The sequence below is a fragment of the Vibrio sp. 10N.286.51.E5 genome (assembly GCF_041469125.1).
GTDB classification, from domain to species: domain Bacteria; phylum Pseudomonadota; class Gammaproteobacteria; order Enterobacterales; family Vibrionaceae; genus Vibrio; species Vibrio crassostreae_C.
The window spans coordinates 78,309-94,542 of the sequence record NZ_JBFRJZ010000004.1 but is presented as its reverse complement, the minus strand read 5'-3'; the positions used below and the strand labels follow the sequence as shown (position 1 = coordinate 94,542).

Genomic DNA, 16,234 nt, shown 5'->3' with positions numbered 1-16,234 from the left:
TTCCGTGTCAGGCTTATGCTTCTTCGATACAAATCGCGATGTCTTTCACTTCGTAAATACGCAGACCATCTTTGCTCAGGTTTGCGTCACCAACGATGGTGCGTTTGCCGTCTTCGTCTTTAACCGCTGTGATATGTACATCGAGAGACATCTGTTTGTTCAGAGGGTTAATCTGACCACGGTATTTCCATTTCACTTCAGATTGGATTTGACCGAACTTTGGATTGCGGAAGTCAGCGCCAAGATCTTTGTTTAGCGCATAGGTTTGCATCAGCTCGATGATCGCTTCGACACCTAGAGAACCTGGCATTACAGGATCTTGATGGAAGTGGAATTGGAAGAACCAATCACTTGGGTCAATCGTACGCTCAGCGTATAGGTAACCAAGACCGTCTTTACCACCATCGCTAGTGATCTGCACGGTATCGATAAAGTTCAAACGACCGCCGGCCAATTTGTAGTGCTCTTGTACTTCACCAGTAGACGAGACAGGTGCATTGAAGTAACGCGTCGTTTTGTCTAGCAGGTTGATGTTTACATCCGGCGTGCGGTTGTTATCAACGTGCCAAGGATGAGTCACCTTACCGTTGTCCAAACCCAGTTGGTCTTTCAGTGCTGCGCCTTTGAAGTAACCAAATACCGCTGTACCTTCGTAGAATGGCACGCCGTCAGTGCTCAGTTCGAAGCTAAAGCTCTGTACGATGTTTGTACCCATCATTACGGTTGAAAGCAGGCGAGAATCGTTGGTGATCGTTTTGCCACGCAAGTCGACGTTACGCAGCATTTTGCCGCTGCCGTCTAGGTTACGGAAAAACAGTTCTTCACCTGGGAAGCCTAGTGTGGTGCCCATGTAGCCAGAGATGAAGCCGTTTGGCTGCAGTGAAATCTCCATCAACACCGAGTAAGGCATCAAGGTATGGTGGCTGTTTTCATCAAAGTACCATGCATTTTCTGGCACTTCGTATTCAGCGATACACGATGAAGGTTTCTTGAAGTCGCCACGCTTACCGTCGATCTCAACGACACGAGTGGTTAACTGCAAGTCGCCACACGGAGTACGTGGTGGAATCATCCCACGGTAGATAGAGAAATCAGGGCCGAAACATTTTTCGATGTCGCCAGTCGCGAATTCGAACATGTGGTATGGCGTGAATGGAACCGTATCGGGTGTGCGGTTCGGGTAATCAGGCGTTACCGGAGCTTCAACATGTTGAAGAGGAATCACGCCTTTATTTGGCGCTGTTTCTAGGTCTTCAATTTGCGCCATCAACGGCGCATTTGCTGAAGCCTGCTGATTAATGGCGGGTGTATGGCCCAAGTTTTCGATAACAGGGGTCGCGACAGCTGTTTCTAAAGAAGGCAGGTAACGAGTACATTCGTCATCTTCTTTGATCATCACACCCAAGTTTTGGAAATCAACAATCACTTTGCCATTCAGTAAAATATCGATGTTAGCTTTCGCGTATGGGCGAGGGCTTAGACCAATCTCGGTCACTTCCATGCGGTAAGTCAGTTCTGCCGATTGTGGTAGAACTTGACCACGACAGCGTACTTGTTGAGGGGCATTTTCAAGCGGTTGGAAACGACCATTTTGAACAAGCGTGTGCATGCCAAGGTGCATCATGAAGAATTGCAGCAGTTGACCACAACCTTCTGCCATCAAAGAGCCAGCCATTACTGAGTCATCTTTGAAGTGACAAGGGAAGTACCAGTGCTCAGGCTCTAGCTGTTTGTGACCTTCAATCAGACCAAGTCCCCATGTGCCACCTTGCGGTTCAACACGGCTAACCTTTTCGATCATCATGAACTTCTCTGCGCTGAAGCACAAAGAAGGCTGGTGGCGATCAGATTGGTGAGTCGGGCCAAAACACTCTGCAATGTTTGCAGTCAGTAGGTGGCGCAGTTCTTGGTGGTTAAACTGGGTTTTAGGGCAGTGCAACATAGGGTCGAAACGTTGCTTAGTGGCAAGTTTACGAGCCTTGATTTCATCTTCAGTGTGAATCACGCCCTTGCCATCGGCTAGCTCTTCATCAGTGAAGAAGCCCGCACAGCCGTTATCCATTTTCAGGATCATCTTGTCGCCAACGAAACATTCGTACGAGAAGAAGAACAGTAGCGTGTCGCCATTGCGAGCAAAGCTGTTGATTGAGATGTCGTAACGCAGCGTATCGCCACCACGAGGCAAGTCGCCAAGGAAGGTCAGTGTACAATCAAGCAGGCGATAAACACGCTCGCCTTTGTTTTCGAAATCAATGCCTAAGTAGCTGATCAGCATTAGGTCACACTGACCAGATTCTACCGCTACAGCCCAAGGGATTTGACCATCAACAAGATACGGCGCATCAACTGGGATGTCGTACTCTGTGGTCATGGTGCTTGGCTTGTATTCGTTCACTGTCGCGTTGAGCTTGGTTACACGAGATACCAATAGGTAGTCTGTGGTTGGTAGGCGAACGCGGCGCGAGTAGCTATCGATGATCGCGTAGTCAGGGCCAAATACATTGGCGATGTCGCCTTCAGCGTATTCAACCAGATCATCGTAATCCCAGATACATGGTTTACGGATAGGTTTTACTGGTGCTGGTGTCGCAAGTGCGTTTACTGGCGCTGACTGAACCTGAGCTGGTTGAGCTTGCACAGGCTGAGTTGATGTTTCGGCTGAGCTATCTAAACCAGACGTAATTGCGTTTAACTGTGCTTTTAATAGCGCATCAGCCATCTGCATGCCTTGGGCTCGAGTGTGCAGGAATGCTTTGTGTACCTGTTGAGCTGCTTGCTGATTTTGAGCAAAAGCTTGGTTGTGTGGTGTTACAGACGGCTGTGATGCTGCATCCGTATTAGCGTCGATATTTGATACGCCATTTTTAGCGGATAGGACATGAGTCATATTGCTGTGGTTACCTGTTAGCTGACTGTGGCGAGTTGGCGCCAGAGTAGGGGATACTGATGTAGGAGTTTCGATGACTGGCTCTATCGCGTTCTGCACTAGTGCTTTCTTCTCTAACTCTTTTTGCGCAAGGGCTGCTTGAATGCTTGCTGTCGTTGGAACCGACGCCACTCTTGCTGCTTGTTTACCAGAAGCTTTCTGCTGAATCGCAGCCAAGTTAGTCACTGGAGTCTGGGCAATATGTTGATAGATATCGCGACCACCTAGAGTCACTTGCTTAACTAATTGGCGCTTAGCATCACTCGCTAATTCATTACTTAAACGAACCGATAGTGATTGAGATTCAACACCCGATTGGCTTAGTAGCAGCTGTGAACATTGTCCTTCGCTGATGTTGGCAACAATCGCGCTCTTAGAACCGATATTTGGATTCAGAGGTGCAAGGTTCAGGTTGAGCAGACCGTGTTGCAGGCTTGCCATACCAGAAGCTGCAGAGCAATGACCAACACGTTGACTTGCTTGAGTCGTCCTTGTGTCCCCTAAACTGAGAGATGAAGACTGATATGATGAAAACTGATGAGATGAAGATTCTGGTGCATGGTTAAGCTCAAGCAGAGAAACATCGTTCGAGCTCATACCGATTTGAGTCAGTAACTCATCAGAAACGGCGTTGCTGCGCTCGCTTGAACCAAAGGCCAACGCGTTGATACTGCCGTAAGCCGTGTCTTGGTTGCTCGCTACTCGGTTTTCTTCCACAAGAACAATCGCACCTGCGCCTTCACCTACATTCCAACTGCCGTCTTGCGGTTGTCCGAATTTTGGAGCAAGCGACACTGGGCTGACGCTGTTCTTCAGAATCACATTCTCTGCACTGCCACTAAGGTCAACGGCTGCAATCACGACTGCGTCCATGGATTCTTGCGACATCAAGTTTTGTGCAACATCGATACAACGAGCAACCGACTGTTCAGCGGCTGAAATCGTAAAGGCAGGGCCGTTAAAGTCCCACAATGAAGAGATACGCGAAGCCATGATGTTACCAATGAAACTGGTGTATTGGTTCAGCTTTGCTGCGTCCATCACACTGTCCATCGCGATGGTTTCTAGCGCTTGGTATTCGTCTTGAGTTAGTTCGATACCCATGTTGGTAAAGCTGTCAGCCAATTGGCTATGCAGGTTTACGCGTCCACGGAATTGGTGCATCTCAAGCTCAGTTTCCATCGCGACTAAAACCGCAACCTTTTGGCCTGCAACAAGCTTGGCATCTTTGATGGCTTCGTCCGCAACTTTCATCAGTAGCAACTGCTGAGAGATCAAACGGTCATCTTCATTTGGCGGCACTTTGAAGCGAAGGAAATCGAGATCGAATTGATCGATGTACGCGCCATTTGGAATACCGTGTAAACCAAACTGATTCAGCAGTTCTGGATGTTGGTCTAAGCCTTTCCAGCGTTTCTTAGGCAAAGCAATGAAAGCATCGTTGTTGGTTTCAATCGCAGTGCTCAGCGCATTGATACTTTGCAGAGAACCGAAGTGAGATGCGAGACCAGTAATGCTTAAATTAGACGGCTGTAGGCTTGGAGAAACCGATTCTTGAGTCTGGTTTACATGACTGGTGTCTGAATACGCTTCAAGCAGTAAGTGAGCATTACAACCACCGAAACCAAATACAGAAACACCCGCACAGCGCTCTTGGTTGCCCGCTTTACTTGGCCAAGGTTGAACCTGCGTTGGCAGAGTCTGTGATCCAAATAAACCTTCAGGCGATGATAGTGGCTTGTCCAAATTAATACTTGGCGGAAGTACACCTTCTTTCATCGCAAAGATCATCTTCATGATCCCTGGCATACCTGCCGCAGTCAGTAAGTGACCGAGGTTTGACTTCGCAGAGCCAATCAATGGCGGGTTAGAACCATTCAATCTGTCAGCAAAGAAACGCTCCATTGAGGTTAACTCAACCTTGTCACCTAATGGCGTGCCGGTTGCGTGACACTCAATCACTTCGATGCTGTCTGGTGTTAGGTTTGATGCCTCGTAAGCGCGTTCAAAGGCTTGTATTTGTCCTTTGCTGTTTGGGCTTAATACGAACTGGCCACGGCCATCGTTCGACAAGCCAATACCGCTGACGACTGCGTAGATATTGTCGCCATCACGCTCTGCATCAGCTAAGCGTTTTAGGACTAAAACACCAGCACCTTCGCCAGCAAACAAACCTTTACTGTTGCTATCAAACGGAACCGACACACCGTGGTCAGGGTAAGCGTGGAAGATGGAAAAACCCATGTTGATAAAGAATGGGTCAGCACCGGATACCGCGCCTGCCAACATCATGTCGGCTTTGCCCGTGTTCAAGTAATCACACGCTAGCTTCAATGAATACACTGAGCTTGCGCATGCCGCATCTAGGCTAAGTTGCACGTTGCCAAGACCCAATGCATCAGCCACTAATTTAGAGGCGTTATGTGCCGCAGCACCATTGATCGGGTTGAGGTCTTGAGCCGTTTCATTGGTTGGTAGCAGTGAAAACTGATCATTAGCCAATTTATCTTTAAGTGCTTTCTCGACCACTGAGTGATACATCGGCAGAAATAGGTCGTTTGAGCGTGTGGTTGGGAACGAAAGGGCACCCATGATCACGCCTGTGCGCTCTAAAACATCGGCATTTAAATCAATGCCTGCGTCGACTAACGCCTTGCGACTGGTATCCAAAGCCCATAGGAAACTCTGGTCAACACCGTTGAACGATTCTGCTGTTAAGCGGTAGCCATTGCTATCGAAATTGAAGTTTTCGATGTAGCCGCCTTTGTCACAGTAAAAGCGGTCTGATTCACCTTGAACGCCCTGATAGCTTTCAGGTTTAGCACCTAACTTTTCAGCGCTTAATGTGGTGCGAGAATCTTTTTTATTCAGCAAGTTTTGCCAAAAGTCTTTTGGCGTATCCGCTTCTGGGTATTGGTTAGCAATACCGACAATCGCGATCTTATTGCACTTCACTTGCTGCTTATTCTTGGCTTGAGCCTGATATTGAGAACTCATACTAGCTCTCCTTGATGATTCACTGCGCTGCCTTGAGGCACACCACGTAATTGCTTAGCGGCGGTGATCTGTTGTTCTAGCCCTTGAATAAGTGGCTCGACAGACAGTGGAATTTGATGAGTAATGAGCTGGCCAATACACTTGATGAGCGTGACAATATCGTCACCACCCTTGGCATTGGAAGCGATTGTGCAGTACTGGTCGGCTACGTTGTCGCTACGATTGATCTTGTCGATCAATGTGCTGGTTTGACGATCGGCACCTACTTCGACAAACAGACGAGCACCTTGCTGACGCACACTCTGGATCAACGCGGTGAAATCCAGCGTCGAACAGAAAGTATCGGCAATTGAAAGGGCGATGCTGTCGCTGTCGATATTGATTGGTGCGCCCGTCGTTAGACCTGCTGCGCTGATAAAGCGGATATGCTTTGGCAATTCGTCGAACAGTGGTTGCGTGTAAAACTTACGCACTTGGCTATGTTGGCTCAATGCTGGTGTGGTGTGCATTGCGGTAACACGATTCGCGGCAATGCCACGTTTACCCAGTTTCTTGAGTAGTGCACGACAGGTGCTTTCACAACCTGCCAGTACGCAAGTGTCACCTTGGATGATAGCGAGATAAGCACGTGGAAACTCTGGTAGCATAGCTTCAATCGCTTGTGCATCACTGCGAACCACAAAGCTATTCCATTGGATGCTTTCGTCGCCGTTCAGCTGCCAATCTTGACGCACTGCTGTGAGTTCACCAGAAATAGCCGTGGTGAAGATAGGGCTAGTTTGAGTCATCTCAATCAGCGCATGTGGGTTCTTCCAAACATTTAAGCTGGCCCACATTGAAGCTTCACCCTTGGAGTAACCCAAAGCGAAATCTGGCTGCACTTTGAACTCATCACATAGCAGTTGTGTTAACAGATAACTACTGCCCACACCGGCAATTGCCAATTCACTGAGCGACATTTCTTGCGCGTCTTCAGCATAGGTTTTGTCAGCCTGCAGCATCTCTTTCAGGTTACCTTCACGTTCTAAACGAGCAAATAACTGTGGGAAATGGTGGTGAAATTCACGCAACATACCGGGATAAACCGTGCCAACACCAGGGTAAACAAATGCAACGCCACCTTTGCTTTGAGGCTTTGGTGAGAAACAACTGCCTGCTGGAGTCTTGTATTGGCTATTGTCAGCCATTATTTTTGGCAACGCATTTTCTAGCGCTGTGATCTCTTGCAGTGCAGCATCGATTGAAGCCGCCTGAATCACGATATTCGCACCACAGTCAGCATTGTGTTGAGCGCTTTGGAAATGACTTAGGTTTGAATACATCAAGCTGGCGATAGCAAGTTCTCTGTCTGCCGAATCACTAACGCATTTAAGCTCAGCTCTTAGTGAGGCCAACTGAGAAACCAATTCAGTTTGCTCGCAGCCAGAAACCACAAACATCAAACTCTTGCTGGATAGCAATGGCTTTGGCTCGTGCAAACCGGTCGCTTGAGTCAATATCAGGCTGGTGGCTTTTGGGCTATCGTCACTGAAAGTTAACGCAGCAACACGTGCTTTGTTTGGCTCAGTGAACCAGTAATGGTTAGGTAATGAATGGCTCGGTAATGAATGGCTCGGTAATGAACGGCTCGATATCGCATTAACTATATTCAACAATTCATCAAACTGCTGCGAAGCCGATAAGTCAGAGTGTTGCTGTTGATGACTTAAATCTGAAGCGGGGCGGCGTGCAATATCCAGAGCTAGCTGAATGCTATTTCCGGTAGCTGTATCTACAAAGCTCGCCAAATTCGCGTGTGGGTGAATCTTATTCTGAGCAGCATTCAGCGCACTTAACATCAACAATGATGGTGAGTGATGATCCAAACAGAGCTTAACGACATTACCTTGATTGACTGTCTCGATGGCGTGAGCAAGTGCTTGATTAAAATTGCCATCAACCACAACAGTTATCATCTCTGGGAACGAGGGAAATAAGTCGGCAGAAAGCTCAGCCGCGTTTGCTGGCTGAGCTAAAAGAGCGATGCGCAATGGCATCGCTTTATTAGTAGGAACAGTCACTATGACAATTGCTCCTTTTCTGGGTTCTTAGTCGCTTCTTTCTTCGGCACTGCTGAGCTAGATTTTGGCAAAAATGCGTCATTTAAGCTCTTGCTGATGGTGACTTTGGCACCTTTCATTACTGCGCTTAAACGACCATCTTGGTGGTAAAGCGAGATATCAGCTTGCAGTGAACGAGTCGTGCTTTTTATCACGCTCAGTTCTAGCCAACCTTGGTCACCATTGTGCATAGGTGCGTAACAAATAAACTCACCAATTGCAGATGGTAGGCTTGCCGCACCGTATTTCAATCGAGCCCATACCAACATGGCTTGCAACAGATAATCTTCAGCAAATGGCTGGCTATCACCAAAACCTTGCTTCGGAATAAATGATCCGCAGTCGCTGTTGTCAATCTGAGGCAACTGGCATTGAGCCAATAAGCCTAAGTCGTCAAAGCGTTCGACTGAGGTAATACCTTGCAGTCTTGGTCCATGAAACAGAGTGCCGTCACTGTATAGAGCTTGTGCCGTTGTTACAGGTGTTGAAGTGCTGGCTTCAAAACGCTTTTCTGACGCTTGTTGAACATCTTCAGACACTTGCACAGAGGCAACTTGCAACTGAGCTTGATACTGTGGTCGTCCTTGGCAGCTGATTACTGCTTTTAGCTGATCTTTTGATTTAGCATCAGAGGAAAGAACCAGTTTCAGCTCTTTCACTTCATCAGTATCAAAAATCACACCCTTAAGCAGTTTGTAGTTGTGAACGCTAACGTTCACCCCTAACAGTTGCTCTGCGACTTCACGCATCCATTGGATGGCACACACTGTCGGTAACACTGGGTTACCGGCAATGCAGTGATCTTGAATGAAAGGCAATGCCTTTGGATCAAGATGACGTGTCACAGTAATGCTTGTATTCAGCGGACTCTCTGCAAGGTGCACAGACTCCGCATTAAGCTTTTTTACAGCAGCTTCCTTGTTGTCAGAACCTTGCATGCTCGTACCAACCAGCAGTTGAATGCCAGTTTCGTTCAGTAGTTGAGAACTAAATAGCTCTGCACCCGCCTGAAGAGGAATTACGTACACACCGCGCTCTGTAAACATACGTTTCAGTGCTGCGTTGACCATGCCACCGTCCCACGGTCCCCAGTTGAAGCTCATCACTTTCGCTTGAGGGTTACGAGCAGACAGCTGTAGAGCCGCTTTGTTCAGGATCTCGTTGGACATTGAGTAATCGCTTTGGCCTGTGTTTCCGTAGAAACCCGCCGCCGAAGAGAACATCGCAATCAGTTTTAGCTTGCTGCTATCAAGACCACCAAGAACCGCTTCTAGTCCGCCCACTTTGGTGCCGTAAACCATGTTCAGTTCATCAAGCGTTTTGTCTTGAATATGCTTGTCAGCCAGTACACCTGCACCGTGGATAAGACCTGTGATGCCTTCGAAGTTTGCCAGTGTTTTTGCTACTGACTCATGGTTCGATACATCTAGGCTTAGGTATTCAGCGCTCGCGCCGATCTCATTGAAAGCGGCAAGTGCTGCGTTGATTTCAAGGCTGCTCAATACAGGTTTTAGCAAGGCATCTACTTTCTTCGGCGTTGGTTTGTCACCTGTTGCTTGTAGGTGAGCGATAGCCGCTGGTTTTAGCTCTTTCTCTTGCTTACCTTGTGCCCACTGAGGTAGCTCAACTGAAGTAATATGCTTACTACGACCTGCAAGAACGAAATGAGATTTACATTGCTTAGCAAGCGTCAGTGCACATTCAAACGTCACGCCTTTAGCGCCACCAGTTACGAGAACTTTGTCGCTCTTGGTGAGTTGAGCGCCTGTGTTTTTAGTTTGTGCAGCGCCTGGTGTTGTCGCAATCAGTGTTGCACGACCAGATTCACCGTTTTCCGTATGGCTAAGGCCGATTTCAACCGTGTTGGTATCGATATCGAACAGTTCACCTGTGATAGCTTCAGCTAGGTGACGAGCATCAATAGAAGCGTCAGCATCCAATGCACGGCAGAATACGTTTGACCATTCATGGCTCAGTGTCTTAGTTAGACCAGATAGAGCCGCTTGGTTAAGTTCTGCATTCGCTAATTGCTTAGTATCTAGGTAACCAAAGCCACCATCGATTCGGCTCAGTGTGAAGAACACGCTACGACCAGAAACGGCATTCAGCTGACCATTTAGGTGCTTGGCGAATAAGAACGCTGTTGTCAGTGAAGCTCTTGAGTCTGCATTCAAGTTAACCGCTTGCTCGTTGCTTTGTTTCGTATCAACGATAGCTTGTAAATGAATGAAGCCAGCAATCACTTTGTTCGACGTTTTAAGGTCTGCTTCGATGTCGTTAATAACCGCAGTCACACCAGCATCATCGACACTGTTGAGTGTGTAGCTTGCGATTTCACTGTTTAAAGGTGACGCGGCAGAAAGAGCACTACGCACTACAGCAACTTGAATGCCGTTAGCGGTCAACTTTTCTGCTAGAACACCGGCGTTGTGACCATCATCTGTGATCACAACACAAGCGTCTTTTGAGAAACAATCGACGAGTTTATCTGCCGCTGTTAGCTTTTTTAGCGCTACCTCATTGTGTGGAGGAAGTTCCGCTGTCGCTGTTTCTGCGATAGGCGTTACTGATTCAGCTTTTGGAGTCGCTACGGGAGCAGCGGATAGCTTGCTTTGCATGTAGGTAACGATTTCACCAAGCGTACGACACTCAGCTAGGTCTTCAGGGTTTAGTTCTGGCAGCGTTGGTAGCTGGTCTTGAACTGTACCTAGAATCTCAACACGTTTGATTGAGTCGATACCAAGGTCTGCTTCCATGTCCATCGCTAGGTCGAGCATTTCTGCTGGGTAGCCAGTTTTATCGGCAACCACTTCCATCATTGTTGATTGAACATGAGCAGGGTTTAGGTCGTTGCTCGTGTTTTCTACTGCGGCCGTAGCTGCTTCTGGATCTACTGTCGCAGCTTCTGAAATAGGAGCTAACTTGCTGTTCATGTAGTCAACGATTTCGCCAAGAGTACGACACTCAGCTAGATCTTCAGGGTTCAGCTCTGGCAGTGTTGGTAGCTGGTCTTGAACCGTACCAAGGATCTCAACACGTTTGATTGAGTCGATACCAAGGTCTGCTTCCATGTCCATTGCTAGGTCTAGCATTTCTGTTGGGTAGCCCGTTTTATCCGCTACTACGCTCAGCATTGTGCTTTGAACTTGTTCTGCGTTTAAACCGTTTGATACTGCTTGTACTGGTGCAGATACTTGAGCCACTACTGGAGCAGAAGCTGGAAGCTTACTGTTCATGTAGTCAACAATTTCACCCAGAGTACGACACTCAGCGAGGTCTTCAGGGTTTAGCTCTGGAAGAGTCGGTAGCTCGTCTTGAACTGTACCTAGGATTTCAACACGCTTGATTGAGTCGATACCAAGGTCAGCTTCCATGTCCATTGCTAGGTCTAGCATTTCAGTCGGGTAGCCCGTCTTCTCTGCAACTACTTCTAACATGGTTTTCTGAACGACAGCCGGATCTAGTCCGTTGTTAGATGTCACCGGAGCAACTATTGGTGCTTGTGAAGAGACTGGAGCAGAAGCTGGAAGCTTGCTGTTCATGCTTTTAGTATTCATGTAAGCAACAATTTCGCCAAGAGTACGACACTCAGCTAAGTCTTCAGGGTTTAGCTCTGGAAGAGTAGGCAGTTCATCTTGAACCGTACCAAGAATCTCAACACGCTTGATTGAATCGATACCAAGGTCTGCTTCCATATCCATTTCTAGATCAAGCATTTCCGTTGGGTAACCGGTCTTCTCAGCAACCACTTCTAGCATGGTTTGTTGAACGACTTTCGCATCAAGACCGTTAGCTGCTTGAACAGGAGCGGTTGCGCTTGGTTGTGCTGCCACAGGCGCTGATGCTGGCATCTTGCTGTTCATGTAAGTAACGATTTCGCCAAGAGTACGACACTCAGCTAAATCTTCAGGGTTCAGCTCAGGTAGGTTTGGCATTTCGTCTTGAACGGTACCAAGAATCTCTACGCGTTTGATTGAGTCGATACCAAGGTCTGCTTCCATGTCCATTTCTAGATCAAGCATTTCCGTTGGGTAACCCGTTTTCTCAGCGACCACTTCTAGCATCACTTTTTCAGCATCGGCTGATTGTACTGCTACTGGTGCAGCTACAGGAGCTGGTTGTGCTTTAACTGGTACAGGTTGGGCTGCAACAGGCGCTGCCGCTTGAGCCGCTACTTGCGGTGCAGGAGCTGCTTTATGTACTGGAGCTTTCTGAGCTACCGCATTTTGAACAGGTGCTGCTTGTACAGAAGTCGATTGTACTTGAGCTACAGGCTGTTGAACGATAGTTGTTGGAGTCGCTTGAATCGCAGGCTGAGCATTTACAGAAGCAACGAAGGTTGGTTGTGCCGTTTGTACTGAACCTTGCGTCAGCATATTAAGTGCTGAGTTGTTGCTGTGTGCTTGCATCTCTAGGTAATGAGCGTGAGCTTTTAGCGTTTCAGCTTGGTGCTGGTGGAACATTTCCATAGAACGTTGCAGGTTCTCTGGAATTGCTACGCCTGCTGTTGCCATTTTCGCTTGCTCAGACATTAGGGTGTTGAACGTGTCACCGTATTGCTGAGGAATCGCCAAGAATTGCTGATGTACTTCTGCTGCTTGTTGTTGAGCATTGAAGAACGATTGCAGTGAAGACTCATCAACTGTTACTTGAGCTGCTGGCTGAATAGTCGTTGGTGCAGGTTGCGCCATTTGAGGCTGCTGAGCTGCTGTTGCTACTTGCACACTTGGTGCTGGAGCAACTGACGGTTGTACATTTGAAGCTTGAGGAGCAGCCACAGGTACTTCAACGATTTCTGTTTTAATCACTTCTTTTTCCACGATTTTTTCGACTTCAACTTTCACTTCAACAATCTCAGTCTTTTCGGTGACGTTGCCCGAAGCCAATGATTGATCCATTTTCTTACGAGTAGCAGGGCTGATGTAGTTGGTTGCATTCAGCTTGATGTTCATTGGTGATGCCTTCGCAGGTTCAGCAATGTCAGCTTGGTAAGGGTCAATGTTGTCTAATGAAACACCTGCCACGCACAGTTGAACCGCAGCTAAACGAAGCTGTTGGTCACTGTCGCCTTTAGGGCTTGGGTTGATACTGATTGCGTAAAGCTCTTCGTTCTTATCAGCCAATGTCTTCTCAACCAGCTTTTGAAGGATGTTCTTCGGACCGAACTCAACGAATACACGCGCACCCGCTTCATACATCGCTTCAATTTGCTCACTGAAACGAACCGATTGCAGCATGTGCTGTTTGAATGCTTTCTTAATCGCTTTAGCGTCTTTGCTGTGCAGTTTGCCCGTTGCGTTTGAGTAAAGCGGCAGCGTTGGAGCGCTGAATGAAGCTTTATCAATTGCAGCAGCAAATGGTTTTTGAGCGTGAGCAACAAGTGGAGTGTGGAAAGCGCCAGAAACAGGCAGAGCAATCGCTTTGAAGCCTTGTTCTGTTAGCGCTTGTGCTGCTTGTTGAACGGTTGCTGTTGGACCTGCAATAACCAGTTGAGTCGGGGCGTTGTAGTTAGCAATGCTCACGCCTTCAAATTGGCTGATGCAGCTTTCAACGGCTGGAAGCTTGTCTGCGTCTAGGATGACCGCAAACATAGTACCGCTGTCGCCTTGTTCAGGTGTCGCCGCCATTGCATCGCCACGAGCGAAAGCTAGCTGGTAGTAATCGTCTTGCGAGATAACACCCGATGCACATAGTGCACTTAGTTCACCAAAGCTGTGGCCTGCGACCATATCTGCTTTGAATCCAGCTTGAGTCATGATGTCGAACTGACCCATAGACACAGTACCAATCGCACTTTGCGCGTTGGCCGTGTTGGTTAGCAACGCTTCTTGAGCTTTGGTTGCTTCTGGTGTGAAGGTTGGAATTGGGAACAGAATTTGCGACAGAGCCGTTTTCTTGTGCTGACCAAATACTTGATCCGCTTGAGCAAGCTGTTGACGCATCTCAGGGTAGTGACACGTAAGCTCGCGACCCATATTTAGGTATTGCGAACCTTGACCTGCAAATAATGCAGCCACTTTACCAGCACCGTTTTCAGCAATCAGTGCTGATTCACGGTAGCTAGTACCGTTTGGCATCTGCCAATGTGTTTTGGTTTGGCTCTCAAGCATAGAAACCGCTTGAGTCAGTTGCGCTTGAAGGTCTGCTTGGTCAGTGACAACTAAACCAATACGAGCATGCTTAGCATCAACTTCGCGTAGAGCGTGTTGTTCAGCAAGCGCTTCCAGTTTGAACGCAGCGTCTGCAGCTTGAGTTGAAACCTGCTTGAGCTCATTGATCAGTGCTTGACGAGATTCTGCGCTGAATAACAGCGTTTGCGGCACTTGGCGCTGACGGTATTTGTCACCGCGAGCGTGCTCTGGTGTGTACTCTTCCAATACCACGTGGAAGTTAGTGCCACCAAAACCGAATGAGCTGATACCTGCACGGCGTGGTGTGCCGTCGACACGTTTCATCCAAGGGCGCGTTTGTGTGTTTAGGTAGAACGGCGAGTTTCCGATATCCAGTTTAGGATTCGGAGCCGATACGTTAATCGTTGGCGGCAGTACTTTGTGGTGCAGTGCTAAGGCAGCTTTGATTAAACCTGCAGTACCCGCGGTTGATTTAGTGTGACCAATTTGAGATTTCACAGAGCCTAACGCAATGTGTTGCTTCTCTTCATTGTTCTCACTGAATACCGAGTTTAAGCCACCAAATTCAGCAACATCGCCTGCTGCAGTACCTGTGCCGTGCGCTTCTAGTAGGCCAAGCGTGTGCGGTGCGAAACCTGCATCATCATAAGCACGTTTGAGTGCTTTTGCTTGTCCTTCAGGGCGAGGCGCGTAAATACTCTTGAACTTACCATCCGAAGAAGAACCGACACCTTTAATCACTGAGTAGATTCTGTCGCCGTCACGTTCAGCATCTTCAAGGCGCTTAAGAGCAACCATGCCGATGCCTTCACCAATCATCATACCTTTTGAATCGATGTCGAAAGGTTGAATGGTTTCGTTTGTAGTGAATGCTGGGGTTTTAGAGAAGCTCATGTACATGGTTGGTGAGTTATCAGTACACACACCACCAGTGATCATCATTTCACTGCGGCCTTCAACCAGCTCGCTCAGTGCCATGCGCATTGCGGCTAGAGAACCTGCACACGCAGCATCTACTACACAGTTGATGCCACCAAGGTCAAAGCGGTTAGCAATACGACCTGAAATTACGTTACCTAATGAACCAGGGAATGAGTTCTCTTCCCAGTGGATGTATTGGTCTTGGAATTTTTTGATCAGCATTTCGCTGTCTTCGTCGTTGATGCCACTGCTCTTGAAGACTTTTTTCAAAACAGGGTATTGAAGACGAGCATTCAAGCTTTGAGCGATCTTCTGACCACCGCCTACACCGAGTGTAATACCGATCTTATCGCGATCGTAACCTTCAGGAAGTTTCGCATCTTCAAGTACTTCTTTTGCCACGATCAGAGATAGCAGCTGTGACGTATCAGTCAGTTCTAGGATATTTGGCGGAAGGCCGAATTCCATAGGGTTGAAGTCAACTTCTGGGATGAAGCCACCGCGCTTACAGTAAGATTTGTCTGGCGTAGTACGATCTGAATCGTAGTAATCTTCTGGGCGCCAGTGTGTATCAGGCACTTCGGTAATTGCATCGATCTTTTCGCTGATCAAATCCCAGAATTTGTTTAGGTAGCGAGAGTTCGCAAACATGCTTGCCATACCAACGATAGCAATAGGCATGTCTTTAAGACGTTTATTAAGTCGAGTGTCGTCGACTGATTCCGGTGTATTTTTTTCGGGTTGGCTCATTATGAGTCTCCACTTGAAATCACTGAGGGCGATGTCGTGTTTTGAGGCTGCGCTTTTAATTGAATCGAAAATAAATCTGAAACAGATTTGGGCAAACGCAGCTGAAGAGTAAGGCTGCCGAAAGTTGGCCACCTGACTGAAATAGGGGGTGCGAAGTTCATTGACTTGCAGACGTTGAGAACGTGTTTCATGCGTGAAGGGGGTATTCGAATGTGAGGTTAATGTCCATTTAAATCCTGTCCAAAGTACTGCTTTATGCAAAGCAGGTATCCGCAATAAAAACGTGTGAATTTGTTTAATGGTTGAGCAGGCTACCCGAGGTGAGTGGCCGATACAATGCTCCCAGAGGCCACTATGATCTGTTCAGACCAGATGATTTTACTGAACTTTTGTTTTTTGTATTTTTAATG

3 protein-coding genes are annotated in these 16,234 nt (G+C 47.7%); all 3 read right to left on the bottom strand.

Going from position 1 to position 16,234, the window contains the following annotated elements; translation table 11 throughout:
• Positions 1-13: 13 nt before the first annotated feature.
• From AB4161_RS00770 to AB4161_RS00760, 3 genes are read right to left on the bottom strand one after another with little or no spacing between them, the layout of a single operon-like run.
• Positions 14-5,923, bottom strand: coding sequence for a beta-ketoacyl synthase N-terminal-like domain-containing protein (locus AB4161_RS00770; RefSeq protein WP_372082549.1), 5,910 nt, complete (start codon positions 5,921-5,923; stop codon positions 14-16).
• Entirely contained in the window at positions 5,920-7,983 is a 2,064-nt protein-coding gene (locus tag AB4161_RS00765; RefSeq protein WP_372082547.1) for a PfaB family protein, read from the bottom strand. Before AB4161_RS00765 ends, AB4161_RS00770 begins: the two co-directional genes overlap by 4 nt.
• Positions 7,983-15,824 carry a phosphopantetheine-binding protein gene (locus tag AB4161_RS00760; protein ID WP_372082545.1) on the bottom strand — a complete coding sequence of 2,614 codons (7,842 nt, stop codon included), beginning with the start codon at positions 15,822-15,824 and terminating at the stop codon, positions 7,983-7,985. The genes AB4161_RS00765 and AB4161_RS00760 overlap by 1 nt, the downstream gene beginning before the upstream one ends.
• Positions 15,825-16,234 lie beyond the last annotated feature (410 nt).

Bases quoted from the DNA above. Each gene is read 5' to 3' on its own strand.
- AB4161_RS00770 (WP_372082549.1), bottom strand. From the start codon at position 5,923: ATGAGTTCTCAATATCAGGCTCAAGCCAAGAATAAGCAGCAAGTGAAG.
- AB4161_RS00760 (WP_372082545.1), bottom strand. From the start codon at position 15,824: ATGAGCCAACCCGAAAAAAATACACCGGAATCAGTCGACGACACTCGA.